The 14439-nt window shown below is 63.9% G+C and carries 10 protein-coding genes and 1 pseudogene; 6 read left to right on the top strand and 5 right to left on the bottom strand.

Going from position 1 to position 14439, the window contains the following annotated elements; genetic code table 11:
* Positions 1 to 57 precede the first annotated feature (57 nt).
* Complete coding sequence (locus ACTJJN_RS16800) at positions 58 to 813, bottom strand: methyl-accepting chemotaxis protein (RefSeq protein ID WP_241792063.1); 756 nt, start codon at positions 811 to 813, stop codon at positions 58 to 60.
* Between the two features lie 102 nt (positions 814 to 915).
* Positions 916 to 1881: pseudogene (locus ACTJJN_RS16795) on the bottom strand (PDC sensor domain-containing protein); the annotation flags it as partial.
* Positions 1882 to 2449: 568 nt separating this feature from the next.
* Between ACTJJN_RS16795 and ACTJJN_RS16790 the strand changes: the two are divergent.
* On the top strand, positions 2450 to 3769 hold the full coding sequence (locus ACTJJN_RS16790; RefSeq protein WP_440781433.1) for a Na+/H+ antiporter family protein: 1320 nt from the start codon (positions 2450 to 2452) through the stop codon (positions 3767 to 3769).
* Positions 3770 to 3783: 14 nt separating this feature from the next.
* Here ACTJJN_RS16790 and ACTJJN_RS16785 read toward each other — a convergent pair whose 3' ends face one another.
* The 3 genes from ACTJJN_RS16785 to ACTJJN_RS16775 all read right to left on the bottom strand — a co-directional run bounded on the left by ACTJJN_RS16785 (position 3784) and on the right by ACTJJN_RS16775 (position 8549).
* On the bottom strand, positions 3784 to 4791 hold the full coding sequence (locus ACTJJN_RS16785; protein ID WP_014753407.1) for a FecR family protein: 1008 nt from the start codon (positions 4789 to 4791) through the stop codon (positions 3784 to 3786).
* Positions 4792 to 5064: 273 nt separating this feature from the next.
* The gene (locus ACTJJN_RS16780; protein ID WP_440781432.1) at positions 5065 to 6834 is read right to left on the bottom strand and encodes an acyl-CoA dehydrogenase C-terminal domain-containing protein; all 1770 of its coding nucleotides are present in this window, start codon (positions 6832 to 6834) and stop codon (positions 5065 to 5067) included.
* 92 nt (positions 6835 to 6926) lie between these two features.
* Positions 6927 to 8549 carry an acyl-CoA synthetase gene (locus tag ACTJJN_RS16775; RefSeq protein WP_014753404.1) on the bottom strand — a complete coding sequence of 541 codons (1623 nt, stop codon included), beginning with the start codon at positions 8547 to 8549 and terminating at the stop codon, positions 6927 to 6929.
* A gap of 194 nt (positions 8550 to 8743) precedes the next feature.
* Between ACTJJN_RS16775 and ACTJJN_RS16770 the strand changes: the two genes are divergently transcribed.
* The 5 genes from ACTJJN_RS16770 to ACTJJN_RS16750 all read left to right on the top strand — a co-directional run bounded on the left by ACTJJN_RS16770 (position 8744) and on the right by ACTJJN_RS16750 (position 14202).
* Positions 8744 to 10150, top strand: coding sequence for a sensor histidine kinase (locus ACTJJN_RS16770; RefSeq protein WP_440781431.1), 1407 nt, complete (start codon positions 8744 to 8746; stop codon positions 10148 to 10150).
* 9 nt (positions 10151 to 10159) lie between these two features.
* Entirely contained in the window at positions 10160 to 10792 is a 633-nt protein-coding gene (locus ACTJJN_RS16765; RefSeq protein WP_021781652.1) for a response regulator transcription factor, read from the top strand.
* Between the two features lie 180 nt (positions 10793 to 10972).
* Positions 10973 to 11446, top strand: a complete 474-nt coding sequence (locus tag ACTJJN_RS16760; protein ID WP_003247811.1) for a MarR family winged helix-turn-helix transcriptional regulator — start codon at positions 10973 to 10975, stop codon at positions 11444 to 11446.
* 30 nt (positions 11447 to 11476) lie between these two features.
* The gene (locus ACTJJN_RS16755; RefSeq protein WP_440781430.1) at positions 11477 to 12670 is read left to right on the top strand and encodes an HlyD family secretion protein; all 1194 of its coding nucleotides are present in this window, start codon (positions 11477 to 11479) and stop codon (positions 12668 to 12670) included.
* Positions 12667 to 14202 carry a DHA2 family efflux MFS transporter permease subunit gene (locus tag ACTJJN_RS16750; RefSeq protein ID WP_088512711.1) on the top strand — a complete coding sequence of 512 codons (1536 nt, stop codon included), beginning with the start codon at positions 12667 to 12669 and terminating at the stop codon, positions 14200 to 14202. Before ACTJJN_RS16755 ends, ACTJJN_RS16750 begins: the two co-directional genes overlap by 4 nt.
* Positions 14203 to 14439 lie beyond the last annotated feature (237 nt).

Below are 14439 nucleotides of genomic sequence, written 5' to 3'. Positions count from 1 at the left end.
AAGTGTAGACGACGAGGTTTTGTCAGTTTCAGGGCCACTGGCGTGGCCCCGTTCGCTTCAGACGCGGAACTGGTCCATCAGCGCTTGCTGCTGGTTGGCCAGGCTGTTCAGCGACTGGCTGACCCGCGCCGACTCGTTGGCCTGGCCTGACAGGGATTCAGTGACATCACGAATGGTCGCCACGTTGCTGTTGATTTCCTCGGCTACCGCGCTTTGCTCCTCGGCGGCAGAGGCGATCTGCAGGTTCATGTCGGTGATCACCGTCACCGCCTGGCCAATGCGCTGCAATGCCGTGACGGCTTGGCCGACCTGCTCCACGCCACCTTGGGCCTGGCGGTGGCTGTGGTCCATGGCGCCGACCACTTCGCGGGTGCCGTTCTGCAGGGCTTCGATGACCTGCCGGGTTTCTTCCACCGACTCCTGAGTGCGCTGGGCCAAGTTGCGCACCTCATCGGCGACCACGGCAAAGCCACGGCCGGCCTCTCCGGCGCGGGCAGCTTCGATGGCAGCGTTGAGTGCCAGCAGGTTGGTCTGTTCGGCGATCGAGCGGATCACTTCCAGTACCGAGCCGATCTTCTCGCTGTTCTGCGCCAGGCCTTCTATTTCGGCCATGGTGTCGCTCATGTTGGCGGCCAGGGCACCGATGCTGCTGGTGGTGCGGTCGATTACCGCCAAGCCTTCGCGGGTGGCCTGGTCGGCATCGCGCGCCGCCTGTGCCGCCTGGGCGGCGCTGCGGGCAACGTCCTGGGCGGTGGCGCTCATTTCATGCGAGGCGGTGGCCACCTGGTCGACCTGGCGGTACTGCTGCTCCATGCCGGCGCTGGTTTCAGTGGCAATCGCCGAGGACTGGTCGGCCGTGCCTCGGGCGGCCTGCACCGAGCGTTTGACCTCGGCAATGGTTGGCTGCAACTTGTCGAGGAAGCGATTGAACCAGCCGGCCAGTTCGCCCAGTTCGTCCTGTTTCTGGTAGGTCAGGCGACGGGTCAGGTCGCCTTCGCCGCTGGCAATGTCCTTGAGCATGGCGGCCACGCCGAGGATCGGCCGGGTAACGCCGCGGGCCATCAGCCATACCAGCAGCAGGCCGACAATGGCGGCGGCCAGGCCCAGGCTCAGTTCCAGCAAGGTGCCGCTGGTATTGAGCGCGTCAAGTTCCTGCTTCAGGGTTTCGGCCGGCCCGGTCAGGGCGTTTTCCGGCACATCCAGCAACACGCCCCAGGGCTGGGCGTCCGGGATTGGCCGGAATGCCGCCAGTACCTTCAGGCGCTGCCGGTCGTGGAGGATGGTCAGCTTGCCATCGGCCAGCTTGCGCACCAGCTCGGCGCCTTTGGTCGTGTCTACCTGGTCGAAGCGCTGGGCCAGCTTGCTGGCATCGGCGCTGTAGCCGGCCAGCAGGCCGACCGGGGTCAGAATGCCGACCGTGGTGCGGCCTTCGTAGAGGCTGCGGCTGGCCTCTTGGCTCAGCGCCTGCAGGCTATTGAGGTTGATGTCGATGGACAGGGTGGCAATGATCTTGCCGTTGACCGCCAGCGGGAACACGATGCTGGTCATCAGCACCTGCTGGCCATCGATGTCGTAGAAGTACGGCTCTACCACGCACACCTTGCCGGAGGTGCGTGGGCATACCCACCAGGTGTTGGCCGGCTGGCCGCTGGGGCCGATCTCGGTGTTGGCCATGTCATGTTCGGGCAGGGCCATCGCGGTCAACTGGCCGGCGCGTGGCTGCGACCAGTACAGGGCAAAGCGCCCGGTTTCGTTGCTGCCCAATTCTGCCTTGCCGGCAAACAGGCTGTCCTTGTTGTCCAGGGCATTGGGCTCGAATACCAGTGACAGGCCGAGCAGGTCGGGGTTGGCTTGCAGTGCGGCGCGTACCTGGCGGGTCATGTCCTCGCGCAGGTCGAAGGCATCGAGAAAGCGCTTTTCGGCCTGCTCGCGCAGGAACAGCACCTGACGGGCGAAGCCGGCGCCGTACTGGTAGGCATCCATGAACTGGCGGCGAATGTTCAGCGCTTGCACTTCACCTTGTGACTCGATACGCGACTGCGCCGCCTCGGTCAGCATCTGCATGCTGCTGGCCTTGACCAGGTCCGAACTGTGATCCATGCGGTACAGCGACAGGCCGACGAGCAAGGTGACGATAGCGGCCAGACAGAGACCGGCGAGCAGGGTGATCTTCCACTGGATGGAAAGTTGTCGCAAAGGCATGGGGGCGGATCCCTTTTTTGGCATTAAGGGTTATGGCTTTATCTGCGGTGGGGCCGGGAGGTGCCAAAGCGCTGCGGCCAGGCACCTCGCTGCCTCCCTCAATATCGGCCCCTGCCGTTTTTTCTTTATTCAAACATTCAATTTAAATTTGACCGCCACTAATGCCCCGCATCAAGGCGCTTTTGACATCTGCCGCCTACTGCTTCAGAGTTCGCGCTTTTTTCTGTCGTAATGAGGTAAGCCAACCATGAATGCAGTGATCGCCGCGGTCGGCATCATGCTGATACTCAGCCTGTCCCGCGTGCACGTGGTCATCGCCCTGATCATCGGCGCCCTGGCCGGTGGGCTGGTGGGCGGCCTGGGCATCGAAGGCACGCTCAAGGCCTTCAACGGTGGCCTCGGCGGTGGTGCCACGGTGGCTTTGTCCTATGCACTGCTGGGTGCCTTTGCCGTGGCAATCGCCAAGTCTGGCCTGGCCCATGCGCTGGCCGACCGCGCCCTGGCCATGATCGACCGACAGGGCGACGCCAAGGGCGGCAAGGTCAAATGGCTGATGATCGGCCTGATGCTGGTGGTGGCCGTGTCGTCCCAGAACATCCTGCCCATCCACATTGCCTTCATTCCGCTGCTGGTACCCCCTCTGTTGTACGTGCTGACGCGCCTGCGTATCGACCGCCGGCTGATCGCCTGTGTGATCACCTTTGGCCTGATCACCCCGTACATGTTCCTGCCGGTGGGCTTCGGCAACATCTTCCTCAACGAGATCCTGTTGGCCAATGTGGCCCGCGCGGGTGTCGATGTGAGCGGCGTCAACGTCACCCACGCCATGGCCGTCCCGGCTGCCGGCATGCTCGTCGGCCTGCTGGTGGCGGTGTTCATCAGCTACCGCAAGAAGCGTGACTACGACCTGGCGCGGATCCAGCAGGTGGAGCAGGTGAGCGTGCAGTACAACCCGCAGACCTTGCTGGTGGCCGGGCTGGCGATCGCTGCAGCCTTCATTGTCCAGCTGTTGCTGGACTCGATGATCATCGGTGCCATGGTCGGTTTCCTGATCTTCTCGCTGTCGGGCATCGTCAAGTGGAAAGAGACCGACGACCTGTTCACCGAAGGCATGAAGATGATGGCCATGATCGGTTTCATCATGATTACCGCGTCCGGTTTTGCCGAGGTGATGAAGGCCACCGGTGAGGTGAAGAGCCTGGTGGAAACCTCGGCGCAGTGGATCGACCACAGCAAGGGCGTCGGTGCCCTGCTGATGCTGTTGGTAGGCCTTTTGGTGACGATGGGGATCGGCTCGTCGTTCTCCACCGTGCCGATCCTGGCGGCGATTTTCGTGCCACTGTGCGTACAACTGGGCTTCGACCCGTTGGCCACGGTGTGCATCATTGGTACTGCCGGTGCGCTGGGTGATGCAGGTTCGCCGGCCTCGGACTCGACCCTGGGCCCGACCTCGGGCCTGAACGTGGATGGCCAGCACCACCACATCTGGGACACCGTGGTGCCGACCTTCATCCATTACAACCTGCCGCTGCTGGCGTTCGGTTGGTTGGCGGCGATGACCTTGTAAGGCGGGGGAGGGCGTCAGCCCTTGTCGGGCGGCGGCGAGATGCGATTGAGCACGGTGCTGCCGTCCTTGCTGCGGGTCAGGTAGACCGGCAGGACTTTGGGCAGGTTGTTGACCAGGCGCCCCACTTCACGGGTGTTGTAGATGCCGCTGATGCGAATGCGGCCGGTGCTGGCATCGGCCAGTAGCAGCGGGGCGTCGAGGTAGCGGTTTATCACCGGCAGCGCCTGTTCCAGGCTCAGGTTGTCGAGCACCAGCTTGCCGCTGCGCCATGCCAGGCTGTTGCCATAGTCGTCGCTTTGCTCCAGCTGCGGCTCGAAGTCGCCCTTGTGGTAGCTGGCCTGCATGCCAGGGCCAAGGCGATAGCCACCGGCACTGCCCTCACTGGACACCAGCACTGAACCTTCCACCAGGGTGACCTTCACCTGGTCCTGGTACTTCCACACGTTGAACTGGGTGCCGGTGACCCGGGTCTGGCCACTGCCGGCACGCACGATGAACGGGTGGCTGCTGTCGTGTCGCACCTTGAAGAACGCCTCGCCGCGCTTGAGCGTGACCTGGCGCTGGTCCTTGTAGTTGAGGAAGGTGAGCTCGGTGTGCAGGTTGAGCTGTACCGTGCTGCCGTCGCTGAGCTCCACGGTCTGCATGCGGTCACCGGCTTCGACGTGCTGGTAGTGGTTGGGCAACCAGCCCTGTTCCCACCCCATCCAGCCGGCCAGCGGCAGCACTGCCAGGGCGATGGCCGCAGCAGACGCCAGCGGCCGCCAGCTGCGGGGGCGGGTGGCGTGTTTGGCGGGTGAGTTGAAGTCGATGACGGTGGCGCTGCGCGGCAGCAGGTCGGCTGTTTGCCAGATTTCCAGCATCGCCTGATATTCTTCGGCATGCCGCGGGTCGGCCGCCAACCAGCCAGCGAATGCTTCACGCTCGGCCTGCGTGCAGTCGTCGGCGTGCAGGCGCATGCACCAATGCGCTGCGGCGTCGGTGATGGCATCGTCTGGGCTGGGATTGAGGCGGTCGTGGTTCATTGCGGCTCCGGGTTTTGCGCATTCTACCCTTGCGAGAGGGCTCCCGAGAACCAATGTACTGGCGAATGACTATCAGTTGTGCCGGTTTTTCGTCGGATTGACCACGGTTTTTCAGCGTTTGAGAACCCTTCGCGGGCAAAAGACGATGTCTGCAATCGCTTCCGGGGCGGCCTGGTGCGGCGAAGAGGTCAGTGTTTGCAGTACCGATTCGGTAACCGGCCCTCTTCGCAGCACACGGCTGCCCTTGCAACAAGCGCGTCAGTGAAACACCGGTCAGAACTGTGCGGCCTCTAGCCCATAAAGGCTGCCACTACCGGCCCGAATGCTCGCCTCCAGCCCCAACCCCCGCGGCAAGACCCGCTGGAAATAGAACGTCGCACAGGCAAGCTTCGCACCATGAAACGCCTCGTCCTCATCACGTTTGGCCAGCGCCACCGCCGCCATCCGCGCCCACATGTACGCATAGGCCGTCAGCCCGAACAGCTGCAGGTACTCAACGGCTACCGCGCTGACCAGGTTGGCATCCTCGCCAGCCTGCGCCCGCAGCCAGCTGCTGGTGGCCTCGAGCCGCGCCAGGCTCGCCTGCAGGGCCTCGCGGTGCAAGGGCGCATCCACACTGAAGGCGCGCACTTCGCTGGCAAAGCTGGCCAACGCCTGACCACCGTCGGCCAGCACCTTGCGCCCCAGCAGATCAAGGGCCTGAATGCCGTTGGTACCTTCATAGATTTGCGCAATGCGCACGTCTCGCACCCGTTGCTCCTGGCCCCATTCGCGAATGTAGCCATGACCGCCATACACCTGCTGGCCAAGCACGCAGCTTTCCAGACCGTTGTCGGTGAAGAATGCCTTGGCCACCGGTGTCAGCAGTGCCACCAGGCGCTGGGCATGCTCGCGTTCGCCAGCGTCCTCGGCATAGCGCGCCACGTCCAGTTGCTGGCCAACGTAGACGGCGAACGCCCGACCTGCTTCGGTGAGGGTGCGCATGGTCAGCAGCATGCGCCGCACATCACCATGGTGGATGATCGGGTCGGCCACCTTGTCGTGTGCCTGCGGGCCAGTCGCTGCGCGGCTCTGCAGGCGCTCGTTGGCATAGCGGGCGGCGCTCTGGTAGGAGGCTTCGGCACAACCGATGCCCTGTATGCCGATGGACAGGCGCTCGTAGTTCATCATGGTGAACATCGCTGCCAGGCCCTTGTTCGGTTCGCCCACCAGGTAACCGATGGCACCGTCAAAGTTCATGACGCAGGTCGCCGAGGCCTTGATGCCCATCTTGTGTTCGATCGAGCCACAATGGACAGCATTGCGCTCGCCCAGGCGGCCATCGGCCTCGACCAGGAATTTGGGGACCAGAAACAGCGATATGCCTTTGGCATCGGCGGGCGCATCCGGCAGCTTGGCCAGCACCAGGTGGACGATGTTCTCGGTCAGGTCCTGCTCGCCGCCGGTAATGAAGATCTTGCTGCCACTGATGCGCACGCTGCCATCGGCCTGAGGCTCGGCGCGGGTGCGGATCAGCCCCAGGTCAGTGCCGGCATGGGGTTCGGTCAGGCACATGGTGCCGGCCCAGCGGCCTTCGTACAGCGGTGGCAGGTAAGTGGCCTTGAGCGCTTCGCTGGCGTGGGCATCGATCGCCAGGCAACTGCCTGCGCTCAATGCCGAATACAGGCTGAAGCTGCAGTCAGCTGCGTAGAGCATCTCTTCGAACAGCACGCCGAGCATCTTTGGCATGCCCATGCCGCCGTGTTCCGGGTTGCCACCCAAGCCGACCCAGCCACCTTCGCGGTAGGTGTTCCAGGCCTCGCGAAAGCCTTCGGGGGTGGTGACTTGGCCTGCGTCGAAGCACACACCTTGCTCGTCACCGTTGCGGCTGAGCGGGGCGATCAGCTGGCCGGTGACTTTGGATGCTTCCTCGAGAATGGCGTCGGCAGTGTCGGCATCGATGCGTTCGGCCAGGGCGGGCAGTCGGGCCCACAGGCCTGAAGCGTTGAACACGTCATGCAGGACGAAGCGCATGTCGCGCAGGGGGGCGGAATAGGTGGTCATCGGCAGCTCTTGCAATAGTGGGGGAGGGTTGGGCGTGCGCTGAACCTTCAGGCGCAGGCGTGTGCTGCACCTGAAGGGGAGCGGCTACGGCATCAGAGGGCCTTGGCCCGGTCGCGCAGCACGTACTTCTGGATCTTGCCGGTCGAGGTCTTGGGCAGTTCGCCGAACACCACGGTCTTCGGCACCTTGAACCCGGCCAGGTGCTCGCGGCACCAACTGGTGATGTCGGCTTCACGGGTGTCCTCTCGGCCCGGCTTCAGGGCAACGAAGGCGCACGGGGTTTCCCCCCATTTTTCATCCGGGCGTGCCACCACGGCGGCTTCCAGCACTGCCGGGTGCTTGTACAGGGCGTCTTCGACCTCGATGGTGGAGATGTTTTCGCCACCGGAAATGATGATGTCCTTGAGCCGGTCCTTGATCTCGATATAGCCGTCGGCATGCCACACGGCCAGGTCGCCGGTGTGGAACCAGCCGCCACGGAAGGCTTCGGCGGTGGCTTCAGGGTTTTTCAGGTAACCCTTCATCACCGTGTTGCCGCGCATGAAGATTTCGCCCAGGGTATTGCCGTCGCGGGGTACTGGCTGAAGGGTTTGCGGGTCGGCGACCATCAGGCCATCGAGGGTCGGGTAGCGCACGCCTTGGCGAGACTTGATGCGTGCACGCTCTTCCAGCGAAAGCGTGTCCCATTCGTCATGCCAGGCACACACGGTCACCGGGCCATAAACCTCGGTCAGGCCGTAGGTGTGGGTGACCTTGATGCCCATTTCTTCCACGGCGCCGATGACCTTGGCCGGTGGAGCGGCGCCGGCGACCATGGCCTGCACCGGGTGCTCGATGGCTGCCTTGGCCGCCTCGGGCATGTTGACCAGCGCGTTGAGCACGATCGGCGCACCGCACAGGTGGCTGACTTTGTGCTCGCGGATCAGGGTCAGGATCTTCTGCGGGTCGACCCGGCGCAGGAACACATGGGTGCCGGCCAGGGCGGTGATGGTCCAGGGGTAGCACCAGCCGTTGCAGTGGAACATCGGCAACGTCCACAGGTACACCGGGCGGTGGCCCATGGCCCAGGTCATCTGGTTGCCCAGTGCGTTCAGGTAGGCGCCACGGTGGTGGTAGACCACGCCCTTGGGGTTGCCGGTGGTGCCGGAGGTGTAGTTCAGCGAAATGGCCTGCCACTCGTCATCGGGCCATTCCCAGGCAAATTCCGGGTCGCCTTCGTTGAGCAGGGCCTCATAGTCCAGCTGGCTGACCGCGCGGCCTTCGCCGTACTCCGGGTCATCCACATCAACCACCAGCGGCGGGTGTTCAAGCAGTGCCAGAGCGCCTTCGATGACCGCATGGAACTCGCGGTCGGTGATCAGCACTTTGGCCTCGCCATGCTGCAGCATGAAGGCGATGGCCTCGGCATCCAGGCGCACGTTCAGGGTATTGAGCACGGCACCGGTCATGGGTACGCCGAAGTGCGCCTCGAGCATGGTCGGGGTGTTGGGCAGCATCACTGCCACGGTGTCGCCACGGCCAATGCCACGACCGGCCAGAGCGCTGGCCAGGCGCCGACAGCGTTGGTAGGTTTCTTGCCAGTTGCGGCGGATGGCGCCGTGGATGACGGCCGGGTAGTTGCCGTAAACGGCAGCGGTGCGTTCGATGAAGCTCAGCGGGGTGAGGGCGACATGGTTGACGGCAGCGGGCATCAGGCCCTGGGCATAGATCGACATGCGGTAATCCTGTAAGGGAGGCAGACGCAGCCTGTGCACCTGGCCCCCGATGGCTGATTGTTAGCTCTGTTCAGGGTGCAGGGGGCGGACGGTGGGCCGCCCCCTCTGTCGCAGTTTTACGCGAGTCGCTATGGTATTAGGAATATCGACTATAGCAATATAGTAAAACTACTATAAAAAATGGGCCGCCTACTGTGGATGACACTGCTTACCCCTTGCTCGCCAAAGATCCACAACCCAGTCTGTTACTGGCCAGTGATGCAAGCCCGCTGGCACTCAACCCGGCACTGCAGGCCTGGGTCGCCGAAGGGCCTGAGCTGGCTCGCTGGCTGCCGGCCAATTGCGCGGCCCTGGTGCGTGCCTGTCTGCGCCAGCATCGGGCAATCAGCGATGTGGAAGTGCAGGTCGGCGAACGCATCGTGCTGTGGACGTTCATGCCGGACAACCAGGGCCAGCAGGTGCTGGGCCGCTGCCGCGATGCCAGTGAAGAGCGCCATGGCGCACGCGAAGCCAGCCGCGCCCGGCGCCTGTATCGGCTGATCATCGAAAACACCACCGACCTGATTTCCCGGCACAGCCCCGATGGCCGCTTTCTCGATGCCTCACCGGCAGCCTACCGCCTGCTCGGCCTGTGGCCCGAGCAGCTGCGTGGCATGCCTGTACATACCCTGCTGCATCCGCGCGAACGGCGTCAGGTGCTGCGTCAGGCCGCTGCCGCGCTGGACCAGGACGGCTACCACACGATGACTTGCCGGGTACGCCAGGCGACAGGTGACTACCGCTGGTTCGAAATCGCCAGCCGGGCGATCCGCGAGACCTACACCGGCGCGGTGGTGGAGGTGGTCAGCGTGTCCCGCGACATCACCTTGCGCATCGAAGCGCAGGAAAGCCTGGCGCACAGTGCCCGCCTCGCGACCTTGGGCGAGCTGGCCTCGGGCATCGCCCACGAGATCAATCAGCCACTGGCCGCGGTGGTCAACTATGCCAACGCCAGTCAGCGTTACCTGCAGGGCCTGGAACGTGATCCCCAGGCGCGCGAGCGGGTTGGCCAGGGCCTGCAGCGTATCAGCGAACAGGCCACCCATGCCGCCGAAGTGATCCGCCGTCTGCGTGCCTTTCTGCGCAAGGAACCGCGCCGCCTGCAGGCACTGGACGTGGCCGAGCTGGCCGGCGAAGCCATGCGCCTGTGCGCCTGGGAAGCCGCGCGGGACCAGGTGCAGGTGGAACTTCGCATGAGCGCTCAACTGCCCTTGGTGTATGCCGACCGGGTGCTGCTGGAGCAGGTGCTGCTCAACCTGCTGCGCAATGCCATCGATGCCAATCGCGAGCAGCAGGGTGAGCGGCCGTCACGTATCCTGCTCTGCGCGGCGCGCGATGGCGATGGGGTGCTGGTCGAGGTCGCCGACCAGGGCCCGGGCGTGGCACCGGAGCGGCTGGATGAAATCTTTACGCCGTTTACCACCAGCAAGGCCGACGGCCTGGGCTTGGGCTTGAGCATGAGCCGCAGCCTGATCGAAGGCTTCGGTGGCAGCCTGTGGGCGCGGGCGGGTGACAGCGGCGGTCTGGTACTGTGCTGCCGGCTGGCGGTCAGCAGGGAATAAGGGGAGGCAGTGTTGCAAGCAAAAGTGTATGTGGTCGATGACGACCAGGGTATGCGCGACTCTACGGTCTGGCTGCTGCAGTCGGTGGGCCTGCAAGCCTTGCCATTCGCCAGCGGGCAGGCGTTTCTCGACGCCTGCGTCGATGATGGGCCCGCGTGTGTGCTGTTGGATGTGCGCATGCCGGGGCTGGGCGGGTTGGCTGTGCAGCAGGCGATGCGCGAGCGTGGCCTGATGGTGCCGGTGATCTTCGTCAGCGGTCATGCCGATGTCCCGATCGTGGTGCGGGCGTTCAAGGCCGGCGCCTGCGACTTCATCGAAAAACCCTACAACGACCAGTTGCTGCTCGACAGCGTTCAGGCTGCGCTGGAGCACGCCGGGCTGGCGCGACAGGGCGATCAGGCGCTGGCCTTGGTGCAGGCGCGCATCGACGGCCTGACGCCGCGTGAGCGAGACGTCTTCGTACCGTTGGCCCAAGGGTTGAGCAACCGCGAGATTGCCGAGCAGTTGGGCATCAGCGTAAAGACCGTGGACCTGTACCGAGGCCGGGTGATGAAGCGGTTGCAGGCGGGCAGCCTCGCAGAGCTGGTGGGGATGGCGATTGCTTGCGGGGCGGTGGAGGCGCTGGGCCTGCGAGCGCGGTAGCCGCCTTTACGTAGCCCCTGGCAGGGGCGGCGTTGTGTGTCGCGATGGGCCGCGATGCGCGCCTGCTGGGGGCGGTGTGACAGCTAAAAAACACCCACTATTTCATAGCTGGCTAATGAAAGCTTTGACATTAACTGCCTAGGCAGTAATATTTCTACACACTTAACTGAGCAGTCAACGATGGCCCATTTCTCTCCCGAAAACTTCCAGACCTGCGCCATCGGCATGTTGCTTGGCCGTGCTGCGATTCTCAAAGACCGCATTCTTGACTGGCACCTGGAGTCAGAGGGCGTCACCGCCGCGCAGTTCAAAGTGCTGATCATCGTCACCCAGTACCAGGTGGATACCCCGGCCGAACTGTGCCGTTACCTGGGCCTGGACAGCGGATCGATGACCCGCATGCTCGACCGCCTTGAGCAGAAGGAACTGATTGTGCGCAACCGCTGCGCCGACGACCGTCGCCAGGTGCGCCTGGCACTCACCGCCGACGGCCAGCGCCTGGCCAACCGCCTGCCGGAAATTGGCGCCGCCGCCATGAACGAGTTGTGCGGCGTGCTGGCACCAGAGGAGCTCAAGACCCTGGAAGGCCTGCTGGCCAAGGTGCTGCTCGGTGCTGGCGACCCGTTGACGATCCGCCGCTTCGGCGACCGTTGAACCCTGTAACGAATTATCCAAGGTATTGTCATGGCCACTCCCGCAGACACCCCGACTCCCTCCGTCTCGCCCGAGCCGTCGCGCAAGCGCAAGGCTTGGTTGCTTGGCCTGCTGTTGCTGCTGATCCTGGCAGGGGTAGGCACCTGGGCCTGGTACAGCATTGTCGGGCGTTGGCACGAAAGCACCGACGATGCGTATGTCAACGGCAACGTGGTGGAGATCACCCCGCTGGTCGCTGGCACCGTTATCAGCATCGGGGCCGATGACGGCGACCTGGTCCACGCCGGCCAGGTGTTGCTGCAATTCGACCCGGCCGAAAGCGAAGTGGCCTTGCAGTCCGCTGAAGCCAAGCTGGCACGCAGCGTGCGGCAGGTGCGCGGGCTGTATAGCAACGTCGACTCGCTGAAGGCTCAACTGGAAACGCGCCAAGCCGAACTGCGCAAGGCGCAGCAGGACTTCAACCGGCGCAAGGTGCTGGCTGACAGCGGTGCGATTGCCGCCGAAGAATTGTCCCATGCCCGCGACGACCTGAGCGTTGCCCAGGCTGCCGTCAACAGCGCGCGCCAACAGCTCAGCACCAGCAGCGCGCTGGTCGACGACACCGTGGTGTCCTCGCATCCCGATGTCATGGCTGCAGCTGCCGACCTGCGCCAGGCCTACCTCGACCACGCCCGCACCACATTGGTCGCGCCGGTCACCGGCTACGTCGCCAAGCGTACCGTCCAGTTGGGCCAGCGCCTGCAGCCGGGCACCGCGACCATGGCGGTCATCCCGCTGGATCAGGTGTGGATCGATGCCAACTTCAAGGAAACCCAGCTGCGAGAGATGCGCATCGGCCAGCCGGTGGAAATCACCGCTGATGTGTACGGCAGCGAGGTCAAGTACAGCGGCACGGTCGACAGCCTTGGGGCGGGCACCGGCAGCGCCTTTGCCTTGCTGCCGGCGCAGAACGCAACCGGTAACTGGATCAAGATTGTCCAGCGAGTACCCGTGCGCATCCACCTTAGCCCCGACCAGCTCAAGGACCACCCGCTACGTATCGGTCTGTCCACCGTGGTTGAAGTCGACCTGCATGACCAGAGCGGCCCGACCCTGGCCCAGCAGCCACCGCATAAGGCCAGCTACACCACCCAGGTGTATGACCACCAGATGATCGAAGCCGACAACCTGATCGCCCGGCTGATTCACGAGAACAGTGCAACCGGCAAGACGGCGCAACGATGAGCAACAACGCCGCTGCCCAGTTCACGCCGCCAAGTCTGCTGCTGACCACCATCGGCCTGTCGCTCGCGACGTTCATGCAGGTGCTGGACACCACCATCGCCAACGTGGCCCTGCCGACCATTTCCGGCAACCTGGGGGTGAGCTACGAGCAAGGCACCTGGGTCATCACCTCGTTCGCGGTGAGCAACGCTATCGCCTTGCCGCTGACCGGCTGGCTGAGCCGGCGCTTTGGTGAAGTGAAACTGTTCATCTGGGCCACGCTGCTGTTCGTGCTGGCTTCGTTCCTGTGCGGTATTGCCCAGTCGATGCCCGAGCTGGTCGGGTTTCGCGTCTTGCAGGGTGTGGTCGCCGGGCCGCTTTACCCGATGACGCAGACCCTGCTGATTGCTGTCTATCCCCCGGCAAAACGGGGGATGGCACTGGCGCTGCTGGCGATGGTCACGGTGGTGGCGCCGATTGCCGGGCCGATCCTTGGGGGCTGGATTACCGATAGCTACAGCTGGCCATGGATCTTCTTCATCAACGTGCCCATCGGCCTGTTCGCTGCTGCCGTGGTGCGCCAGCAGATGCGTACGCGCCCGGTGGTCACCAGCCGCCAGCCGATGGATTACATTGGCCTGCTGACCCTCATTATCGGCGTTGGGGCCTTGCAGGTAGTGCTGGACAAGGGCAACGATCTGGACTGGTTCGAGTCGTCGTTCATCATTGTCGGCAGCCTGGTTTCGGTGGTGTTCCTGGCGGTATTCGTGATCTGGGAACTGACCGACCGGCACCCGGTGGTCAACTTGCGCCTGTTTGTGCACCGCAACTTCCGCATTGGCACCATTGTGCTGGTCGGGGGGTATGCCGGGTTCTTCGGTATCAACCTGATCCTGCCGCAGTGGTTGCAGACGCAGATGGGCTATACCGCGACTTGGGCGGGCCTGGCGGTGGCGCCGATCGGTTTGCTGCCGGTGATCATGTCGCCGTTCGTGGGCAAATATGCGCACCGTTTCGACCTGCGGGTGCTGGCTGGGTTGGCGTTCCTGGCGATCGGCACCAGTTGCTACATGCGGGCCGGTTTCACCAGCGAGGTGGACTTCCAGCACGTGGCCTTGGTGCAGTTGTTCATGGGGATTGGCGTGGCGTTGTTCTTCATGCCGACCTTGAGCATTCTGCTGTCTGACTTGCCGCCGCACCAGATTGCCGACGGTTCGGGGCTGGCGACTTTTCTGCGAACCTTGGGCGGGAGTTTTGCGGCTTCGTTGACTACCTGGATCTGGATTCGTCGGGCGGATCAGCACCATGCCTACCTGAGCGAGCACATCAGCCAGTTCGACCCGACGACGCGGCATACCCTTGAGCAGTTGGGCGGGGCCAGTCCGCAGAGTTATGCGCAGTTGGAGCAGATACTCAATGGGCAGGCTTACATGATGTCGACGGTGGATTACTTCACCTTGATGAGCTGGGTGTTTGCCGGGTTGATTCTGCTGGTGTTGTTCGCCAAGCCACCCTTTACCGCCAAGGCGGGCCCGGCATCGGCGGGGCATTGAGCTAAACAAGGCAAGATCCCGATGCTCTCGCTCTCGCTCTCGCTCTCGCTCTCGCTCTCGCTCTCGCTCTCGCTTCGGCTTTTGATTTTGATTTTGCTTCTAAGCGCGCGATAGCCCAGGCGCCGCGGATTGCGACTTCAGGAGGCCGAGCGCAGGGCTTGCGAAGGGAGGTGACGGGCATGGATGCCCGTCAAGCGCTGGGCCCCAGGATGGGGCCTGCAGCGCGGTCCTCCCGGG

It is taken from the genome of Pseudomonas sp. 22515, from assembly GCF_052044625.1.
Lineage (GTDB): Bacteria > Pseudomonadota > Gammaproteobacteria > Pseudomonadales > Pseudomonadaceae > Aquipseudomonas > Aquipseudomonas alloputida.
This window is presented reverse-complemented; position numbering and strand designations above follow the sequence as displayed.

Coding starts and splice junctions, on each gene's coding strand:
- ACTJJN_RS16800 (WP_241792063.1), bottom strand. CDS start 813: ATGGAGCAGCAGTACCGCCAGGTCGACCAGGTGGCCACCGCCTCGCAT.
- ACTJJN_RS16790 (WP_440781433.1), top strand. CDS start 2,450: ATGAATGCAGTGATCGCCGCGGTCGGCATCATGCTGATACTCAGCCTG.
- ACTJJN_RS16785 (WP_014753407.1), bottom strand. CDS start 4,791: ATGAACCACGACCGCCTCAATCCCAGCCCAGACGATGCCATCACCGAC.
- ACTJJN_RS16780 (WP_440781432.1), bottom strand. CDS start 6,834: ATGACCACCTATTCCGCCCCCCTGCGCGACATGCGCTTCGTCCTGCAT.
- ACTJJN_RS16775 (WP_014753404.1), bottom strand. CDS start 8,549: ATGTCGATCTATGCCCAGGGCCTGATGCCCGCTGCCGTCAACCATGTC.
- ACTJJN_RS16760 (WP_003247811.1), top strand. CDS start 10,973: ATGGCCCATTTCTCTCCCGAAAACTTCCAGACCTGCGCCATCGGCATG.
- ACTJJN_RS16755 (WP_440781430.1), top strand. CDS start 11,477: ATGGCCACTCCCGCAGACACCCCGACTCCCTCCGTCTCGCCCGAGCCG.
- ACTJJN_RS16750 (WP_088512711.1), top strand. CDS start 12,667: ATGAGCAACAACGCCGCTGCCCAGTTCACGCCGCCAAGTCTGCTGCTG.